The 19,276-nt window shown below is 58.6% G+C and carries 17 protein-coding genes; 12 read left to right on the top strand and 5 right to left on the bottom strand.

The features are described from left to right. The first annotated feature begins 45 nt into the window (after positions 1-45). The 3 genes from RBB77_RS18825 to RBB77_RS18815 all read left to right on the top strand — a co-directional run bounded on the left by RBB77_RS18825 (position 46) and on the right by RBB77_RS18815 (position 2,744). Positions 46-1,245, top strand: coding sequence for a type II secretion system F family protein (locus RBB77_RS18825; RefSeq protein WP_353063266.1), 1,200 nt, complete (start codon positions 46-48; stop codon positions 1,243-1,245). A gap of 87 nt (positions 1,246-1,332) precedes the next feature. Next, entirely contained in the window at positions 1,333-2,004 is a 672-nt protein-coding gene (locus RBB77_RS18820) for a DUF2306 domain-containing protein (protein WP_353063265.1), read from the top strand. Between the two features lie 74 nt (positions 2,005-2,078). Continuing rightward, positions 2,079-2,744 (top strand): DUF2959 family protein, encoded by a 666-nt coding sequence (locus tag RBB77_RS18815; RefSeq protein WP_353063264.1) that lies wholly within the window; start codon positions 2,079-2,081, stop codon positions 2,742-2,744. 179 nt (positions 2,745-2,923) lie between these two features. Here RBB77_RS18815 and RBB77_RS18810 read toward each other — a convergent pair whose 3' ends face one another. Further along, positions 2,924-3,487 carry an HdeD family acid-resistance protein gene (locus RBB77_RS18810; RefSeq protein ID WP_353063263.1) on the bottom strand — a complete coding sequence of 188 codons (564 nt, stop codon included), beginning with the start codon at positions 3,485-3,487 and terminating at the stop codon, positions 2,924-2,926. Between the two features lie 226 nt (positions 3,488-3,713). Here RBB77_RS18810 and RBB77_RS18805 point away from each other — a divergent pair, with 226 nt between their 5' ends. The 6 genes from RBB77_RS18805 (at position 3,714) to RBB77_RS18780 (ending at position 9,913) form a co-directional block, all read left to right on the top strand. Then, a complete protein-coding gene (locus RBB77_RS18805; RefSeq protein ID WP_353063262.1) occupies positions 3,714-5,348 on the top strand; it encodes a GspE/PulE family protein in 1,635 nt (544 codons plus the stop codon). Between the two features lie 87 nt (positions 5,349-5,435). Further along, positions 5,436-6,566 (top strand): hypothetical protein, encoded by a 1,131-nt coding sequence (locus tag RBB77_RS18800; RefSeq protein ID WP_353063261.1) that lies wholly within the window; start codon positions 5,436-5,438, stop codon positions 6,564-6,566. Further along, positions 6,566-7,327, top strand: coding sequence for a PilN domain-containing protein (locus RBB77_RS18795; RefSeq protein WP_353063260.1), 762 nt, complete (start codon positions 6,566-6,568; stop codon positions 7,325-7,327). Before RBB77_RS18800 ends, RBB77_RS18795 begins: the two co-directional genes overlap by 1 nt. After that, on the top strand, positions 7,324-8,025 hold the full coding sequence (locus RBB77_RS18790; RefSeq protein WP_353063259.1) for a hypothetical protein: 702 nt from the start codon (positions 7,324-7,326) through the stop codon (positions 8,023-8,025). The genes RBB77_RS18795 and RBB77_RS18790 overlap by 4 nt, the downstream gene beginning before the upstream one ends. Next, a complete protein-coding gene (locus RBB77_RS18785) occupies positions 8,022-8,654 on the top strand; it encodes a hypothetical protein (protein ID WP_353063258.1) in 633 nt (210 codons plus the stop codon). Before RBB77_RS18790 ends, RBB77_RS18785 begins: the two co-directional genes overlap by 4 nt. Before the next feature lie 83 nt (positions 8,655-8,737). Beyond that, the gene (locus RBB77_RS18780) at positions 8,738-9,913 is read left to right on the top strand and encodes a type II secretion system protein (protein ID WP_353063257.1); all 1,176 of its coding nucleotides are present in this window, start codon (positions 8,738-8,740) and stop codon (positions 9,911-9,913) included. Positions 9,914-9,972: 59 nt separating this feature from the next. Here the strand turns inward: RBB77_RS18780 and RBB77_RS18775 are convergent, their stop codons facing one another. Both RBB77_RS18775 and RBB77_RS18770 read right to left on the bottom strand, forming a co-directional pair. Continuing rightward, positions 9,973-11,106 carry a WD40/YVTN/BNR-like repeat-containing protein gene (locus RBB77_RS18775; RefSeq protein WP_353063256.1) on the bottom strand — a complete coding sequence of 378 codons (1,134 nt, stop codon included), beginning with the start codon at positions 11,104-11,106 and terminating at the stop codon, positions 9,973-9,975. 171 nt (positions 11,107-11,277) lie between these two features. Further along, entirely contained in the window at positions 11,278-11,649 is a 372-nt protein-coding gene (locus tag RBB77_RS18770) for a VOC family protein (protein WP_353063255.1), read from the bottom strand. Positions 11,650-11,781: 132 nt separating this feature from the next. Here RBB77_RS18770 and RBB77_RS18765 point away from each other — a divergent pair, with 132 nt between their 5' ends. Together RBB77_RS18765 and RBB77_RS18760 are read left to right on the top strand one after the other, a co-directional pair. Beyond that, complete coding sequence (locus RBB77_RS18765; RefSeq protein WP_353063254.1) at positions 11,782-13,110, top strand: hypothetical protein; 1,329 nt, start codon at positions 11,782-11,784, stop codon at positions 13,108-13,110. Positions 13,111-13,119: 9 nt separating this feature from the next. After that, complete coding sequence (locus RBB77_RS18760; protein WP_353063253.1) at positions 13,120-13,767, top strand: hypothetical protein; 648 nt, start codon at positions 13,120-13,122, stop codon at positions 13,765-13,767. On the opposite strand, the gene RBB77_RS18755 is transcribed toward RBB77_RS18760, so the two are convergent. Continuing rightward, positions 13,747-16,386 (bottom strand): penicillin acylase family protein, encoded by a 2,640-nt coding sequence (locus tag RBB77_RS18755; RefSeq protein WP_353063252.1) that lies wholly within the window; start codon positions 16,384-16,386, stop codon positions 13,747-13,749. The two genes, RBB77_RS18760 and RBB77_RS18755, sit on opposite strands and share 21 nt — an antisense overlap. A 153-nt stretch (positions 16,387-16,539) precedes the next feature. Here RBB77_RS18755 and RBB77_RS18750 point away from each other — a divergent pair, with 153 nt between their 5' ends. Further along, entirely contained in the window at positions 16,540-18,162 is a 1,623-nt protein-coding gene (locus RBB77_RS18750) for a Na+/H+ antiporter (protein ID WP_353063251.1), read from the top strand. Between the two features lie 24 nt (positions 18,163-18,186). Here the strand turns inward: RBB77_RS18750 and RBB77_RS18745 are convergent, their stop codons facing one another. Continuing rightward, on the bottom strand, positions 18,187-19,221 hold the full coding sequence (locus RBB77_RS18745) for a CPBP family intramembrane glutamic endopeptidase (RefSeq protein WP_353063250.1): 1,035 nt from the start codon (positions 19,219-19,221) through the stop codon (positions 18,187-18,189). Positions 19,222-19,276: the final 55 nt, after the last annotated feature.

Here is a 19,276-nt window from a genome sequence, read left to right as displayed (position 1 = left end):
GATGGATTGAGTTACTTCAAGATGGCTGGGGCGTATTAGAGGTCTATGACTGAGTTTGTTATTAAGCTGGCGGATGAGCGTGGGCGGGTGATGGAGCAGAGCCATGCGGCGGCTACGGCTGAGGAGCTGAAGGCGCGGTTTACGCAGGCTGGGTACTACGTCTACTCGGTGAAGGCGAAGAGTGCGCTGGGGGCAAGCAAGAAGAAGGTGAAGCTGGAGACTTTTCTGGTCTTCAATCAACAGTTTTTGACGTTGATCAAGGCGGGGTTGCCGATTCTGGGGTCGCTCGAGCTGTTGGGCAAGAGGCAGAAGATTCCGCACTTTCGTGCCCAGCTGGAGGACGTGGCATCGCGGGTGAAGACGGGCGAGTCGATCTCGCAGGCGTTCGAGGCACAGGGTGGATTTCCGATTGTGTATACGACGACGCTGCTCGCTGGAGAGCGGTCGGGAAATCTTGAAGAGGTACTGCAACGATTTTTGGACTTTCAGCGCGTGTCGCTCACGTTCCGGAAGAAGCTGAAGGCAAGCTTGATCTATCCGGCGTTGCTGGTGGTGATGGTGATTGGGCTGTTTATCTTTTTGATCACGTTTGTGGTGCCGCGGTTTGCGCAGTTGTATGACCAGTTGGGAACGAAGCTGCCTGCGTTGACTACGTTTTTGCTTGATCTGGGGAAAGAGGCGCAGTCTTACGGAATCTATGTGGCAGTGGTGGCGGGAGTGGTTGGATTTCTGCTTTATCGCTGGTCGAAGACGGACGCAGGCGCGAGACTGATCGATAAGATTCGTATCAAGCTGCCGGTGTTTGGCAGTGTATGGCTGAAGTACCAGGTGGGGTTGTTTTCGAGGACGTTGTCTACGCTGCTGACGGGAGGGTTGCCACTGGTCCCCTCGCTTGAGACGGCGGCGAAGTCGATCGATTCGCGAGAGATTGCGAGCGCGGTCTATAAATCGGTTGAGACGGTGCGCGAAGGGAAGGGTTTATCGGTTAGCTTGCAGGCGACGAAGGTGTTTCCTGAGCTGGCGATTGAGATGATTGAGGTCGGTGAGTCGACCGGTGCGCTGCCGCAGATGCTGAACTCGGTGGCGGAGTTCTTTGAAGAGGATGTGCAGACGAATCTTACGGCGGCGATGAGTTTGATTGAGCCTCTGATCCTGATCATGATGGGGTTGGTGGTGACGACGATCCTGATTGCGCTGTATCTGCCCATCTTCAGCTTGAGCGCGGGTGGTTCGGGAGGGCAGTAGGGAACGACGGGATTCTTCGCTGCGTATGTTTCCTTATCCTCGCGTGTCCGAGCGTAGTACGGCTTGGCCTCGCGGCGAGGAGGGCGTATGGGCGCAAAAACTCCGGTGCGCGGAATCGAGGCCGGTGTCTATCCTGGATGGCTGAAGGTAGGCTTCTGGATTTGCGTCGTGATTGCGGTTGCAGTTGTGTTGCGCAGGGTAGCGGTACTTGTGCATCCGACGCAGGCCGGGGTTGTCGGATCTTCGCCGACGGCTGCGCTTGATGCGGTGTTTGCTTCGCATGCTGCTTTGACGCTTGCTCACATTCTTCCGGCGATGGCGTTTGTTCTGCTGACGCCGTTTGTACTGCGGCTGCGAAGTGGCGGGGGTTGGGCGGAAAAGCTGTTCTTTCCGCTGGGCGCCTGGGTCGGAGTCACTGCTTATGCCATGAGCACTCATCCGGTTGGCGGATGGGTGGAGCGATCCGCGGTTCTCTTCTTCAATAGCCTTTTTTTGTTTTCGCTTGCGCGAGCATTTGTGGCTGCACGCCGGGGCGAGGCGATTGAGAAGATGCGATGGATGTTGCGGGCGGTTGCAATTCTTCTAGGGATTGCAACCACGCGGCCGGTGATGGGGGTGTTCTTTGCGACGAGCCGGTTGACACATCTTGAGCCGGGGCAGTTCTTTGGCATTGCGTTCTGGATCGGATTTTCGATCAACACGATTGCCATCGAACTCTGGCTGCGCTCGCGGGGCGATCGGCTTCCCGTCGTGGGTTAGCGGCGCGTTTGGGCCGCGATCTTCAGCGGAGAGGTTACAATTCGTCAAGCTCTGACAGGGGGAATGAGTTGACTGTGATCTCTCGACGTTGGGTGTTGCGATACGCGGCGGCGGTGGCTTCGCTGATTGTGCTGGTTGGGTGTACCAGCTCCTACTACAAGGCGATGAAGACGTTTGGAAAAGAGAAGCGCGACATCCTTGTGTCGCGGGTGAAGGACTCCAAGAAGGACCAGCAGCAGGCGAAGGAGCAGATCAAGACGACGATGGAGTCGTTTCAGGCGCTGACGGGGTTTCAGGGTGGATCGCTTGAGAAGAACTATAAGAAGTTGAATGGCGAGTACGAGAAGGCTGCGGATAGCGCGCAGAAGCTGCATAACCGGATCGACTCGATTGATCAGGTCTCGAATGATCTCTTCAAGGAGTGGCAGAAAGAGATTGACGGGATGGAGAACAAGAAGTTGAAGGCGCAGTCGGCGGTGATGCTGCGGCAGTCGCGGTTGAGTGAGGCGGGGTATATCAAGTCGATGCGGCAGACTGAGGCGCGGATGACGCCGGTGATTACGGCGTTTCGCGATCAGGTGACGTTTTTGAAGCACAATCTGAATGCGCGGGCGATTGGGTCGTTGAAGGGGACTTCGGCGAAGATGTCGACTGATGTGGATGTGTTGATGGTGAGTTTGGATGGGTCGATGGCGCAGGCGGATGCGCTGATTGCTTCTCTGAATGCGGATCAGACTTAGAAGAGGTAAAAGCGCACTACGCGTGCGGCGGTCACTTCGTGACTTGTATACCGCTTCGCCTGGTCCTCCCGTTGGTCGGCGACGGGATTTGATCCCGACCAGCGGGAGGGTTCTTGCCGCTTGGGTGCCTTGACCGGTATACGTGTCACGAAGTGACCGCCCTCCGCGCAGGAGGTCCTTCAGACTGATTGATTCAGTGCGCGTTTGGCGGCGAGCGAAAGCATGAGGCGCGAAAAGCCGCTAAAGATCATGCTGATGCCGACTAGTGTTCCGATGACCCAGACAGTGCTGGCGGGCCACGAGCGCCAGATCATAATGGCGAGGATGAGGGTGATGACGCCGTCGAACAAGAGCCAGCTCGCTCCGTGGCGGGGACGAAGCTGGAAGGACTGGATGATCTCGACGATTCCTTCAAACACCAGATATACAGCGAGGATCAGGGTGAGGACGATAAGGGCGTCGAGCGGGTGCAGCAGCAGATAGACGCCAGTAAAGAGATAGATCGCGCCGACCAGCAGCTCCCAGAGCACACCGCCTGTGGTGTGGGTCTTGAAGGCGAAGACGAAGTGTGTGATTCCACTGACGATCATGGCCCAGGCAAAGATGAGCGTGACGGCGAGGCCCGAGAACGGCGGAATCAGGACGGCGAAGAGACCAGCAAGAATCAACAAGATGCTGAGGGCGATGGACCAGTTGATGGCCTTGGGGGCGAGAGCGGAGAGGGTCGGCGGGTAAGTGCTCATTGCTGGGTCCTCCAAAAGACGTACGTATGTGAGGCCAAAGGTGTTGCGCGGAGAATACCATAAGAGCTGATTTTGCTGAATAATAGAAGATTGGACGGATGTTTTCGTCTTTGGCGGATTCCGGCCCCGGGTAGTGGCGGAATTAGCACAACAAAGATCGTTTGAACGCACCGTGAATGACGCGAAGGTGTGAGTGACGGTTGGATGTAAAGGGAGTCTTACGAATATGGCAATAGCACCATTGGCAATACCGATCAATGAAGCGGGTATGGGTGAGACAGAGCGTGCTCAGCTGCTGGCGCGTCGCTACCGCGCTGATTTTGTGGACCTGAAGAACTTCAAGATCTCACACGAGCTGTTCAAGAGCGTGCCCGTGGACATGATGTTCCGGTACAACTTCGTGCCGCTGGAGCAGATGGAGGGCAAGCTCGCGATTGCGGTCTCCGATCCTTCGAAGTTGATGGTGCTGGACGAGATTTCAGGGCTGCTGGGCCAGAGGCTGGTGACGCGGGTGGCGACACTGAGCCAGATCACCGAGCTGCTGAAGAAGACCGAGCAGAGCCAGCGCGTGCTCGATGAGGCAAGCGAAGGGCTTGCGTTCGATGTGTTGTCTGGCGACGACAACCAGGATTCGAATATTTCGATTGAGCGGCTGACGAGCGAAGACGATATCTCGCCGATCATAAGACTTGTTGATACCACCATATTTACTGCGCTGGAGCGGCGTGCCTCGGATATTCACCTTGAGACGTTCGATGATTCGCTGCTGGTGAAGTACCGCATCGACGGTGTGCTGCAGCAGGCGATGGCTCCGATTGCGCGCGAACATCATCAGACGATTCTGTCGCGTATCAAGGTCATGAGCGAGCTGGATATTGCCGAGCGCCGCGTGCCGCAGGACGGACGTTTTCGGGTTCGGTACAAGGGCAGACTGATCGACTTTCGTGTGTCGATTATGCCGACCGTGCATGGCGAGAATGCTGTGCTTCGTGTGCTCGATAAAGAATCGATGTCGGAGAAGTTCACCAAACTTTCATTGGATGTCGTGGGCTTTGCGGCGAAGGACCTCGAGAGATTCAGGCGGTACATCAAAGAGCCGTACGGCATGGTGCTGGTGACGGGACCGACGGGGTCGGGTAAGACGACGACCCTTTATGCGGCGTTGAACGAGATTAAATCTGAAGAAGATAAGATCATCACGATCGAAGACCCGGTGGAGTATCAGATCCGCGGCATCACGCAGATTCCCGTGAACGAGAAGAAGGGGCTGACGTTCGCGCGCGGGTTGCGCTCGATTCTGCGTCATGACCCGGACAAGATTCTGGTCGGTGAGATCCGCGATGCGGAGACGGCGCAGATTGCGATCAACTCCGCGCTGACGGGACACCTTGTGTTTACGACGGTGCACGCGAACAACGTGGTCGATGTGCTGGGACGGTTTTTGAACATGGGTGTCGAGCCCTACAACTTTGTGTCGGCGTTGAACTGTATTCTGGCGCAGCGGTTGGTGCGGCAGGTGTGTGAATTTTGCGTGAGAGATGTTCACTATAGCGACGCGGAGTTGCATGCCAGCGGGCTCGATCTGCATGAGTGGCGTGGGTTCAACTTCCGCGAAGGGCCGGGATGTATTGAGTGCGGCGGAACGGGATATCGCGGTCGTTCGGCGATTCACGAACTGCTGGAGCTGGACGACGAGATTCGTGAGATGTTGCTGGCGAAGAAGCCGGGAAGCGAGATTCGTAAGAAGGCCAAAGAAAAGGGCATGGCGTTTTTGCGCGATTCGGCGCTGGAGCGTGTGCGGGACGGCATTACTACGTTGCGCGAAATCAATAAGGTGACGTTTATTGAGGCCGGACGGTAGAGCGGGCCGCGAGAACACGGTTTGCCGCTGCGCGCACCATGATGGTGACGTAGTGTCAATCGATAGAGCAAGGTAGTCTAGGACGGAATGGAAATTTTACCGAAGACATTGGGCACGCGGCCGCGGCTGGCGGTTGAGGTTCGCGCAGAGGGCGTAGTGGCGGCGCGGGCCGAAGATGCGGCTGCTCTGTTGACGTCGGTGGCGCGGGTGGATCTGGCTAGTGGTGCGCTGGCGCCTGGGTTGAAGCCCGGCAACGTCGTCGATAAGACGTGCGTGTCGTTGGCTGTGCGCAAGGCGCTCGATACTGTGTCCGGTCGTGGCTCATCAGATCGCGCCGAGCGTGGTGCGGGTCGTCTGCGCGATGTGACGCTGGTGGTGCCGGACTCCGCGGTGCGGGTGCTTTTTCTGGACTTCGATCAGCTGCCGACGAAGACAGTCGAGGCGTTGCCTCTGGTGCGTTTTCGATTGAAGAAGCTGCTGCCATTCGACGCGGATGACGCGATGGTGAGCTACCAGGTGATGTCGAACGAGAAGGGAACGATCAAGCTGCTGGCGGTTGCTATACCGAAGGCTGTGCTTGAGGAGTATGAGGCCATGGTGCTTGCGGCTGGATACCTTCCGGGGGCAGTGCTTCCAAGTACGTTGGCGGCGCTGGCGGGGCTTGATGAGACCACAGCGCCGGTGCTGGTGGTCAATGCGGGGTTGGGTTCGGTGACGACGGCGATTGTGCAGGCGGGAGTTCTGCTGCTGCATCGCTCGGTCGATATGGGCACGGGGCCGAGCGTCGGTGCACCGATTGAACTTGTCGAGACCTCGATCCCTTTGGTGGACCGGGAAAGTTCGGCGCAGGAGTGGGCACAGCAGGAGCCGCTGGGGCCGGGTGGATGGGATCAGTTCGATGCGCATACTGAGATGCACCCTTCGATGCTGGGAACGGCATTGGTGCGGCACATTGAGGCTCAGGCGGCAGCGCGCGAGGTGGCGCAGGCGGTGAGTGTGGCGGCGGCTTACTTTGAAGACTCGCTGCAGACTGCTCCCGAACAGCTTCTGGTTGCGGGAACGCTCGGTGCGGAGACGCTGGCTGAGGCGGCGGAGTACGGGCTGGAGGGTCTGAGGGTGCGCGAGTTGGTGGATGCGGGAATGATGGAGGCGGGAGCAGTGACGGCGAGTGTGCCGCGAGGCTGGCTGGCCGGCGTCCGGGGAGCGCTGAAGAACTGATGCGGATCTCTGTCAATCTTGCGAATCGACCGTTTATTGAGCTGAGGCCGCTGTTTGCAAAGCTGCGGTTGGCGATGGTGGTGCTGGCGCTGCTGGCGGTGGGACTGGGGTTTGCGCTGCACTCGCTGAATGCGAAGGCCAGGGTGGCGCAGGCGCAGATGGCTGCGCTGAAGGCGAAGACGCAGCGGTATCAGCAGGAGCGCATGGCGAATGAGGCGAGGATGCGGCAGCCACAGAATATGGCTGTGCTTGAGCGATCGCGTTTTCTAAATGCTGCGTTTGCGCAAAAGAGCTTCAGCTGGACGGCTGTGATGATGGACCTTGAGAAGGTGCTGCCCGCGGGTGTTCAGGTGACGAGCATCGATCCGGTGATTTCGAAGGAAGGCGACGTGAATATTCGGCTGCGCGTGAGCGGGGATCGCGAGAAGGCGGTGCAGCTGGTGAGGAATCTCGAGACGTCGCAGCGATTCCTATCGCCTCGGCTGGCGTCAGAGCAGGCGCAAACGCAGGAAGGAAACCGAAATGCCGCGCAGCTGACGGCTCCTGGAGCGGTGCAGTTCGATGTATTGAGTGGATATAACCCGCTGCCGGAAAAGCCTGTGAAGGATGCCGCCGCTAAAGACAAGAAGGACAAGAAAGACAACGGCGATGCGACGGAGAGTGATTCGGGTGTGGTGAAGAAAAAGAGGATGACACCGAAGAGTGCGCTCCCCGGAGCTGGCGCGGTAAAGGCTCCGGCGCAGAAGGGAGCCGCGCGATGACGACGGTAGCCGAGAAGAAACGGACTGCAGTGGCGGCCAAGCAATTTGCCGAGAAGGCGAGCCGACTGGGCACGCTGAAAAACTTTCACATTGCTGGAGCGGTGGCGCTTGGGTTGGTCAATCTTTACCTGCTGGCGCATATGGCATTTGCGTGGCGCGCGGCGAACAACCAGAACGCCGCGGCGTTGGCGGACCAGACGGTACAGATGAAGACGGCGGAGATTGCGAGACAGCCACTCGAAGGGTTGGATGAGAAGCTGGCGCAGGCCACCAAAGATGCCGACAAGTTTTATAAGGAGCGTCTGCCGTTTGCGAACTCTGAGGTAGCAGGAGAGTTGGGCGCGTTGGCGAAGAAGCAGGGTGTGAAGCTGACGAGGGTGCAATATGCATACTCTCCTGTGATGGATGGAACCGCGGGGGCGCTGACCGAGGCGCGGATGGATGCCAGCCTGAGCGGGGACTATCGGCCGCTGGTGGTCTTTATCAACTCGCTCGAGCGGGACAAGATGTTTTTCCTGATCAGCGGGCTTACGTTGACTGGTCAGCAGAGCGGAACAGTGGGGCTTCGGCTTCGGCTGACAACGTACCTGCGATCGCCCGTGGGGACCGAAGGCTCTGACAAGAGTGTGGCGGGTGCGGACGAGAAGAAGGCTGCCGACAGCTCTTCTGAAAATCTTGAGGCGGGAGGCCAGCGATGATACGGCTGACTGCGGATCAACAGAAGAAAGGCGGCGCGATTGCTGCGTTCGTGCTGGTTGCGGCTGGAGTTTTGTACTACGAGCTGCGCGACGACAGCCCTGCGCCGGTAGCGCCGCCCGTCGTGGTGACCGCTCCTGCGAGGTCTGCTCCTGCTGCGGGAGCAGTAGTTGCGATTCCGTCAGGAAACATCGCTGGTGCTGCGGCCAAAAAGCTTGGAACAACTTCCGCGCAGCTTGATCCGACGCTGCGAATGGATGCGATGCTGGTCACGGAGTCGCTGGTTTACTCGGGTGGCGGACGGAATATCTTTTCCGCAAGCTCGGAGCCGGTCGATATCCCGAAGCCGATTGTGCCCGTGCGGAAGGTGAAGGCTCCACCGCCGGGACCCCCGCCGCCACCACCGGGTCCACCACCCCCGCCGCCGATCGACCTGAAGTTTTTTGGGACGGCGACCGGAGCGGATGGAAAACGCAGAGCGTTTTTACTGCACGGGGAGGATGTCTTCCTCGCCTCCGATGGCGATATCGTCCAGCGGAAGTATAGAGTTGTGACAGTGTCGGCCAACTCGGTGCTGGTGGAAGATATGGCGAATAATAATAAGCAGACCCTGCCGCTGCTGGCGCACTGAGACAGCCGGTGCGTGAGGTAGACGCGATGAAGAGACTTCACTTCCAATGCGGGCTTGATGGCCATCCCTCATCTAAGAGAGTGGTGGCTGATCTGCGAATGGAAGAGCGGCATGGAGAGCAGGGCTTCATGCTGGTAGGGTTGATCGTTGCGATCTTCATTGTTCTGCTGGTGTTGGGTATCGCCGCGCCGAAGATGGCCCAGGAGCTGAGGCGCGACCGCGAGGTGGAGGCGGTGCATCGCGGCAATCAGTACGTGCGGGCGATCCAGCTCTACTACCGGAAGTCCGGCAGCTATCCTGGCTCGATGGATGCGCTGGCCAAGGGCACTCCGGTGAAATTTCTGCGCCAGCAGTACATCGACCCATTTACCGGGAAGTCTGATTGGCGCCTGATCCACGTAGGTGAGGCAAAGACGACGGTAAAGGGACTCTTCGGCCAACCGCTGACGGGCCTGGCGCCGGGGCTGGGGTCGGCTTCCGGATCAGCCTCTTCGGGAGCGATCGGTGCAGGCGCCGCCGGTTCGGGGTCGGCGTTTGGCGGGTCCAGTGGAAGCGCGTTCGGTTCGTCCTCGTCGGGGTCGTCGAGCGCCTTTGGCTCTTCGGGGCAGGGAACGGGCGGACTGGGTAGCGGAAGCTCCTCCTCAGGGCCTGGTTACAGCAACACGAGTGGCACGGGAGCTTCCAGCACGGGAGCTTCCAGCACGGGAGCTTCCAATGCGGGAACGCCCAGCGCGGGAGGGGCGACCACCGGAACAGACAGCTCGGGGACTGGCTCAACGACGACGGGTTCAAACAGCACGCTCGGTTCGATCGCTGGAAACGCGAGTCAATCCGGCTCAGGCTTTGGGGTCGGCGGCGCGCCCTTTGTAGGTGTGGGCATTCCGAAGGAGGGAACGTCGATCGTCGTGCTGAACGAACAGAAGTCGTACAACACCTGGGAGTTTATCTACGATCCGCGAATTGAGCAGCTGAAGCAGGCCGCGGGGCTACTTGGCGGCGGAAATCAGGGGCTGGGTTCCGCAGGCGGAATGAACTCGGGCGTGGGAGGCACGGGGACTGGCACCTCGGGATATGGAGCTTCCGGCACTTCAGGGTTTGGATCTTCGTCTGGATCGAGCTTCGGTTCATCGGGTTCGAGTTACGGTTCTTCGTCGGGGTCAAGCTTTGGATCGTCGCCAAGTTCAGGAAATGGATCGTCTCCGAGCTCTGGCACACAGGGGACCGGTACGACGACACCAACAACTCCGCAGCAGCAATAAACGAAAAAAATACGCGAGTTTCTGCCGCGAGCTCGCTTCATTTCAAGGGCTATGAGCGATTAGGGCTTGTTTATCGCCGTTGACTTTTGATCGATGGTGCGAAGACGCCCGATACGTCCATGCGGACCCACGACGAAGGGAAGCGAGAGCGCGTTCCAGTTCTTGTCGGCACCAACGGGATCGGTGGATGCGGGCGTAAGCGGACGCCAATTCTTGCCGTCGTCAGTGGAGATGTCGGTACCGTTCGGGCCAACGGTGACCCAAAGTTTTTGGGTTGAGTCATAGTTTACTGAGGAACGGTAACCATGAGGTGGGGTGATGGCTTGAAAGAAATCAAGATCTGCACCTTCAAATACAGCAGTTCCGTTTATACTGTCCGGTTTCGTATAGTCTCCGCCGACAATGACAAATTTGCCATGGGTCTCTCCAATCGAGAAGCCCCCCGCCGCCTTACCCACAGCGAGTGGTAAAGATCTCGAGATGCCTTTTATGAGGTCCTGCGCCGAAATATTGGGCAGTACTCTCCAGAACATAGGACGGGCTGCGATCAATTTAGGATGAGGGCCACCGGTTACAAATGTCGGATAGGTAAAAGATACGAGCAGCGACGAGTTACTGGCCGCGAAGACCGCGTCATCAGTTTGAGCTGGGTAGATATGCTGAGAACGCCTCTCTTGGTGAAGAGCATTCCATGTCTCTCCGCCGTTGGATGTTTGAAAGAAGGCGAAGGCATTCAAGGCTTGCACCCCCTTTATTGAAACGGGATCGCCGAGGACAAACCCTTCCTGGCGATCAATAAACTGAAGCGCATCCCAGAATCCTTCTTTGTCAGGATTGGTGAAGAGGAGTTTCCAAGTCTGACAGCCGTCGGTGGTTTTGTAGAGGCGGGACTGATCGCCGGGGCCGCTGGACATGACGATGGCGGTGTTTTCATCGAAAGCCTGAACGCCGCGAAAGTCGAGCTTCTCTGCTCCCGGTGGTATCGTGCAGGTCTGCCAGAGATAGCCACCGTCTTCGGTGCGGAGCACGGTGCCGTCGGTGCCGCTGGCCCACGCAACTCCACCGCCGACGTTGTGAATGCCGCGCAGGCTGGCCGTGGTGTGGGACTCTTCGATATCCCATTGAGCATAGGCGTGGCTTGTGGCTTGTGTTGCTGCCAAAACGAGGGACAGGAGGAGAAGAACGAATCGCATCTGCTGACTAGTGTATGACGGCCGTCTGCTGCGACGTGTGTTCGCAATGTGACGCGATGGAGATTCGTTCGAAGACCGCTGCCTACTAAACATAAAAGCTGGCCGGACTCAGTTGGCGGTGAGACAGCAACTGGATGCCCGGCCGTTCCGTGCTACGTAATTGCTCCAGTCTTACGCCTTATTTGCCTCTTGCCAGAGTCCGAGCGCCGCGCCAGTGGGATCGAGAATGATGCTAAACCAGCCTGTGTGCGGAACCTCCTGCACGTCTTTCATCACCTTTGCGCCGAGGCTCGTGGCTTGCTTTGTAGCCGCGTGGATGTCATCCACCAAGACATAGGGGAGCCAGGATGAAGGTGCTCCTGGGACGGGATGTTTCATCATGCCACCGCCGGGGCCTTCGCCTTCGGGTTTGAACATCGAGTACGTCATGCCGCCGCCCATGTCCATGTCGCGGATGTTCCAGCCGAACATGGTTGTGTAGAAGGTTTTGGACTTCGCGACGTCGGTGCTGCCTAGTTCCATATGACAGAAGGGATGTGCCATGGTTTTGTCCTTTGGATTTTGAATTGATACTTCGCGGCCCCGCGTGCACGAAAGAATTTTACTTGGAAACGATGACGGGAGTTGAGTCACCATTCTTCCAAGGTGGAGACCTGCGGTTGCCTGGGGAATTCCATGACGAAGCGCCTTGGATGGATCGGTGTTCTCAGTCTGGTATGCGCTGGGGTGAGCGCTGGGCCGGTGATAGAGGCGCAGAACGGGTCAAATCGTGGGGCAGGTTCGAATGCCAGGGCGGCGCAGCCCCAATCAATGGGACACCGTCCGGCGCCAGGCGCTTCTGCACCAAAGGGACAAACGAGCAACAGTGGCCAGCACCCGGGCGGGTCGATGCAAACACCACCGTCAAGCGCTGCAAAGTTGCCGTTAGCAGGGGCGGCACAACCGCATCCCTCGGGTGTTGTAACAGCGCAGACTTCCGGGGTTCCACCAACCCCGCCACCCCAGTCGAACCAGCTATTTGAATCGAATCTTCACGGCATGAATTCGCTCGCTGTATCGCGGGGATCGGATGCCCAGGCGCAACCATCAACGGCCGGTACGTTGAAGGCGAATTCACAGAACCAGACACTGACGCAGAACCAGACATCTACTCAGAACCAGACATCGACACCGCTCTTGATGGAGGAACTGAAGCCAACAAATGGTGGGAAGCCTTGGAACGGAGTAGGCCCACCGAAGCAACCGACAACGCCGAATACGCAAAATCCGAATCCGAATCCGAATCCAAACCAGAAGCAGAATCCGAACCCGAACCCGAACCCGAACCCGAACCCGAATCCGAATCCGAATCCGAACCAGAAGCCGACACCGAAGCCGAATCCGAATACGAATCAGAAGCCGCAGCCTTCGCCGAAGGTGTACCGGCCGCCACGCTGGCCGCGACCGATAACATTGCCGTCGTTTCCGTCGCAGCAGGTACTTCCGGCGAATCGCAACCTACAGCCGGGACCTGCCGTCTCGTATTCGCCGAGCGTACCAGACCAGACGCCTCCGCCAAGCATCGCAGACCCGGCGCCGAATGGATCGCAAGCGAAGGCGCCCTCTGAAAGCCCGACAACAACGCCGCCGCATCAGGATCCGCCAAAGTCGGACCAACCAGGGCCTCAGCAGAATCGGGATGAAGGAAAGGTTGCAACGAATCGGCACACGCGGGCGCAGCATGATGTTAAGCCGGTTCGGTCAACCATTACGAACCAGCCGCCATCGTCGGTTCGACCCGCGGTGAGGAAGAAGGCCCTGGTTACTGTGTCGCTGGCTTCGATGGCTGGGGTGGGATTTTGGATCTTACACATGCTGCTGAACGTCACGACAGGCTGTCGGTGGGATGTGCCGAAGGTGACTGTCGTTGGCCCGCAGCCGCATCTGTCGTTGAGCTTTGTCCCTGACATGGGGCCTGCGGAAGAACGCATCACGTTTTTAAAAACGAAGCGAAGGTCCGGATAGGAGCAAGCGATGACCAAGCCTGAAGAGGAGAGCACAAAGAAGGACTCGGCAGTTCTGACTGAGGATTTAAGCCTGGGGGATCTGTTTTCGCTGGTCAAAGGCGGAGAGGTGGAGACCGATCTGAAGGCGGGACTTGGCGCAGAGGAGCTGACCGAGCTGCGCAAAAAAGTCCCGAAGGTGATCTCGTGGAGCAGCATTCAGGAGGGTGTAACCGATTCGCTCGAGGAGACAATGCACGTGAGTGTGCTGGCGTTGCTGGCGAACGGATGGAAGCACTATTCAAAGTTCATGGAAGACGTGCGGCGGAGCCGTGGGAGCCCGGAGACGGAGATCGTCTCTGTTCTCGCGGACCACTCGATCCACTCCACCCTGCACCCGCACGTGGATGTGCGGCTGGGAGGCAAGACCGTTCACGAGATCGCCTTCGACGTTGGCCTGGTGACGACGATCCGGGGGCTGGTGCTCGGGTTGAAGAAGGGAGAGATTGTGTCGATTGAGCTTGGAGAGTGTGAGTGGACCGGGAAGATTGCAGTGGCGGAGGTGGATGTCCTCGAACGAAAGCTGAAGAAGCTGACTCTGCCGGGACATCTTCGCCTGCAGCATGGTATTCCGATTCCGTTCGGCCGCGAGGGAGCGCTATCTGGGAGTGAGAGTTAGGGTGTGGGTGGTGGCGGCATCGACCGCGGCATTGCTAAAGGGTAGCGGAAAAGTAGTGCCGTGATACCAGGCAGGCCACTGGTCCATGAACCACGCGCTCAGAGGATTGGAAGATTCGCCGAGCACAAGGTTCAGGGTGCTGTGGTCGAGATCGGAGAGGTCGGCGGTGAAGCGCTCGGAGGGACCGAAGCTGCGGCCTACCTGCTTGACCGTGACGTCATCGCCACTTTGAGGTTGCAGGCCGGGGCTGGTCGGCACGCCGAGGATGCGCTGAAGAATGGGAGACTGACTATAGATGGGGTGCTCGATGTCGATGGGTCGGAACTGACCGTACTGCCACTTGGCGAGGTCGATTGGAGCATGGTTGTCGACGAGAGCCTTTGAGACGGCGGCTGTGAGGAGATCGTCCCAGGTGGGGTAGGCGGGAGGCAGCCAACGGCTGGGCGTGTGCATGATGAGCCACTCTTCCGCATAGGCTTTGTTGCCCCAACTGTAAAGAGCCGCTCCGGTGCGATGGGCTACGGGCTGGAGATCCGACTTGATCTCGGGCTGAGACTTGAGCTGTGGGTCGAGCAGCAGTGGCCACAGCGCGGCGCGAGTCGCGACAACGATGGCTGGAGCTGCGGCGTCTGCGTCGACGGTGCCGTTCCAGTCGCGGAGCAGGTCGGCTGCCTGATGGAGTCGCTTTGCCGCGTTCTTGTCGGTGGTGAACTCGGGTCTGGTGGCGTGATCGATGGCGTAGGCAAGGCGCTGCGCGATGACGTGATCGACGTCGGAGTAGATGTCGGTCTGGAGCGCGAGCATGTCTTCCGCTGTGAGCTTATCTTTCGTCTCGAGGGCGCGTGCGGTGAGAACCTTCCAGATGCGCTCGTTGCGGTAGGGCGCGGCCCAGTTGAGCGTGATGGGGTACGGGTAGTCGTCACCGGTCACGCGTGAGTTGGCGGTGGCGAGGATGCCGTTGGGCGGGTCGCTCGCTCGCGGAAGCAGGTCGTATGGGATTGTCCCGACCCACTCCTGCGTAGCATCGAGCGCGTCGCTGGGAACCGGGCTGATAGGGCTCGGCGTGGCGATGTTGCCGCGAATCGGAACCTTTCCGACGGCGTGGTAGCCGATGTGGCCCTGATCGTCGGCATAGACGACATTCTGTGCAGGACCGCCGAACGTCGAGAAGGCCGAGACAAGGCTGGCGCCATCAGTCGCTGAGTTGACGGCCAGGAAGGATGGCGTGATGTTCGCAGGATCGTAGATCGTCCAGTGAAGAGAGAGGCTGCGCTTCTCGCTCGGAAACATACCTGAGACGATTGGAGTCGTCATGCCACCGTGTTGCGTTGCAGGTACATCGAGCAAAATATCCTTCGCGCCTTTGACATGGATCACCTCCTGCTGATGAATCACAGGGTGCCACGCGCTGTCGGCAGATTGATACTCCATTGTGGTGCCGCTGCCGCGTATATGTTCAACGGAAACGTCCTGCACCTCGGCGCCGAGGTTGGTAAAGCCCCAGGCAACATGGGCGTTGTGGCCGACGATGATAAACGGCACCCCCGGAAGAGAGACGCCCGCAACGTGAAGTTCCCCATTTGCTGTGGGTGCCTCAAGGTCAGCCTGATACCAGATGCCGGGCACATTGTGCGCGAGGTGCATGTCGTTCGACAGCAGCGGCTTGCCGGTGACCGTGTGGGCGCCCGAGACAACCCAGTCGTTCGAGCCCGCAAAGCAGCCTTCGCAGACCGGATTTTTGAGCGTCTGCTGCAGCGCGAGCAGATCATCAATATTCGCGGTCGGAAGCGACGGCCTGCGAAGCTTCGTCTGCGATTCATCCAGCGGAACATCAGGAATGTCCTGCTGCGGCGCGGTCAGGTCGACGGTAGGTTGAGCCGGCGGATGATCGCGCCATGAGTCCACAGGGTAGAGGTCACCAACAAGGTGAGAAGGCAGAAGCGCAGTCAGCGCTTCTCGATTCAGCTGCGTCGGAAAGCTGTTGGTCAGGTCCTGAAACATCACCAGGCCAATGAGAAGCGAGTCCCGAGGAGTCCATGGCGTCGGTTCGTATCGCAGCAGCCGAAACTCGAGGGGCAGATGAGCACTCTGCGTGGCAATGGACGCGTTGACACCGGCGGCATAGCGCTCAAGCAGATGCAGCTGGTCAGGCGAAAGGGTTGTAAGTGCACGGTCTGCAGCGGCCCTGATCTGCAGGGTGCGTTGCGCGCGATCGTGTGGAATCAACGTTGCCCCGAGAATCTCTGCAAGGTTGCCAGCCGCATGGCGACGCAAGGCGTCCATCTGCCACAGACGGTCCTGCGCGGTCACGTAGCCCTGGGCCATCACGAGGTCGTCGAGCGAACTTGCCCGAAGGTGGGGAACCCCATGTGCGTCGCGCTCGACCGTAACCGGAGCGGAGAGGCCGGACAGCGAAATCGAGCCATCAAGTTGGGGCAGAGCATCGTGCAACGCCTGCCGTGTCCAGTGACGCCCGTAAAAGAACCCAACTGTAACGCAAAGAACAAGAAGCGCGGTGAAAATAACGACAAGCCGATAAAAGATCCGTCTGCGTCGAACCTGCAGGGCGGTCCGGGCTTCTTCCGGGGAGGCAGCGGCGATCGATTCGTACGGATTCATGGCCTGATCGAAGTGTAAATGGTGAGCGGCGATTGGCGCGCAACTGGAACGGCCGCCACGCACGTCAATTAATTTGGTTCACTTAGCATCATTTTTAGAGACACTGTGTGTAATGTAGCTCGAACCGCTGTGCCGGACCGAAACGGAGGTGTTATGGAAGCTGGATCCAGTCTGCATGCTGTCGAGACGGTCATCCTTTTGCTGCTGGTTCTGGTCGCGGGGTTTGCTGCGATGGCGCAGCGGATCAAGGTGCCGTACCCCATCGTGCTCGTGCTGGCGGGGCTTATTATCAGCTTCCTGCCGCGGATGCCGCGCGTGCCGCTCGACCCCGACGTCGTCTTCGTCGTCTTTCTTCCGCCGCTGCTGTACGCGTCTGCGTGGGCGATGTCTTGGCGGGAGTTTCGCCGCAACGCAATCGTGATCGGTCTGCTCGCATTCGGACTGGTCGGATTTACGGTATGGGGAGTAGCGTTCTTCTCCGATCACTTCATCACAGCGCTCGACTGGAAGGCTGGCTTTCTGCTCGGTGCCGTGGTGGCGACAACCGATGCGATCGCTGCGACCTCGATCGCAAAGTCGATTGGCCTTCCCAGGCGGATCGTCGACATCCTCGAAGGAGAGAGTCTCCTCAACGATGCGACCGGTCTGCTCGCGCTCGAGATAGGAATTGGAATCATTCAAGGCGGACACACTCCAACGCTCGGTGGCGGCTTTTTGAGGCTGCTCTATCTGGTCTTCGGAGGAATTTTGATCGGTCTGCTGATCGGAATTGTCATCGGCTGGCTCGAAAAGTTCATTGACGACGGCCCCGTCGAACTGGTGGTGAGTCTTGTCGTTCCGTACGCAGCTTACCTCGCAGGAGAACATGCGAAAGCATCTGGAGTTCTAGCGGTAGTGGCGAGTGGAATCTATATGAGCCGCAAGAGCACACAGTTCTTTTCGCCCGCAGTGCGCCTGCAGGTAAATGCGGCTTGGGATGCGTTGACCTTCATGCTGAACGGCCTGGTTTTTGTATTGATCGGCTTGCAGCTGCCCTACGTGCTGGCCGGAATTCACGGCAAGTTCAGCAAGGGAACCCTGATCTTTTATGGCGCAGTCTTCAGCGTCGTCCTAATCGTGTTGCGAATCATCTGGGTCATTCCCGTCTTCAAGATTGCGGCGTATATCGACCGGCGTTGGATGAAACATAAGGAAGAGGCGCTTCAGCCACGCGAAGTCTTTGTCGTAGGCTGGACAGGGATGCGCGGTGTAATCGCGCTCGCAGCCGCAATCTCAGTTCCCGAGATAATCGGAGATGGCAGATCCGAGACGAGAAACCTTATCGTGTTTCTTGCATTCTGCGTAATCCTCGTCACCCTGGTGCTGCAGGGCCTCACGCTGCCCGCACTGATCCGTCTGCTGGGCCTCGCAGGCAGCGCAGGAATGGATCCCGAGGAAATAGAGGCAAGACGAATCGTACTGCGCGCGGCCGTTCACCATCTCGAAGAAGCCCGCAAGCATGATAGACATGGCGACGAGCACCTTTACGATGATCTGATTCATCGCTACAGGCACAAGCTCGCAGCCGTCGGAGGAGGCGAAGATGGAGATCTCGAAACCATCGACACCGAATCCATCACGCGCTCGCGGAGCATTCTGGAAGACGCGCTACAGACCGAACGGCGCACCCTCATCTCTCTGCGCGACAGTGGGCGTATCGGAGACGATGTGCTCCGAACGATGGAGCGGGAGCTGGACCTCGCGGAGACGCGGTATCAGGGAACGCCGATCGTCTAGTTCGATCTTTTAATACCTGACGTCTCAGGACTCGATGGGACGCTCAAGCAGGCGCGTATAACCTGCGTGCGTGCGGGGCAGGGTAAAGATAATGACCAGCACGATCAGGATAATGATCGGCAGGATCACGATGCTGCCTTCCGGGCCGGTCGTGCCTCCACTCAGCAACGGCTTGCCGACGGGATGCGTGGCGAGGAGATGGTGTTGCACCATGATGCCGCTATCGGCGACACCGTAGAGGAAGGATTGTCCCCAGTCCCACGTGGTGTGGAAACCGATGGCCCACCACAGAGAGCCAGTGCGCCACAGAACCAGGCAGAACATCATGGAAGCGATGGCCGCGGTTAGCAGACCAATAGGAGACTCGCCGGGGTTGCTGCCGTGGGCGAATCCGAAGAGCGCCGAAAATATGATTGCCGAAGTCCAGAAGCCCAGAGCTTTGCTGTGAGGTGTTTTGAATGCCCACTGAAAAATACCCGCGAGGCCGCGAGTCAGCGTGTACTGAAGATAACCGCGTGTGAAGTACTCCTCTAACAAGCCAACAACGAAGAACATCAAGAGCCACTGTGCGCCGTAGCGAAAAATGTCAGTACCGAAGAGGAGGCGCTGGTCAAACACGAGAAAGCCGGCCTTCCAGAGTATGAAGATGAATGGCGACAGGCAGATAATTCCCCAGGCCAATCCCGCGATAAAGTGACGGACCTTGCTCAAGCCTCCAAGTCCGTAGACCCCGATCGGGCGACGCTCCACCTTCGACATGATCCATGTGACAAGGCAAACTCCAATCAACGGAATGGCTTCGTTCAGAAACATGAAATGAAACGGCATGGTGTTCTGCGACGACGCGTTGTGCGTAGGAGGATGAATCTTCACCGCGATCAGGTGCGCGACCACCATGAACGCCCCGAAGAGAGCGGCGAAGAGCAGGATGCTCCAGCCCGCGCGAAGTCCTTCGTCGCCGAAGAAGATGTTGCGCAGCGGCGAGGGAGGCGCACTTGGAGGCAGGGCAGTCGATGGGAGCGTAGTGTCGTCGGATCGATCGTCGGTGTGAGTCTGCAAAGGAGTTTCCTCTTGGTCTGGACTGTATACGCGGTGAACTTGTTCACCCGGGCCT

It is taken from the genome of Tunturibacter psychrotolerans, from assembly GCF_040359615.1.
Taxonomy (GTDB): Bacteria; Acidobacteriota; Terriglobia; order Terriglobales; family Acidobacteriaceae; genus Edaphobacter; species Edaphobacter psychrotolerans.
This window is presented reverse-complemented; position numbering and strand designations above follow the sequence as displayed.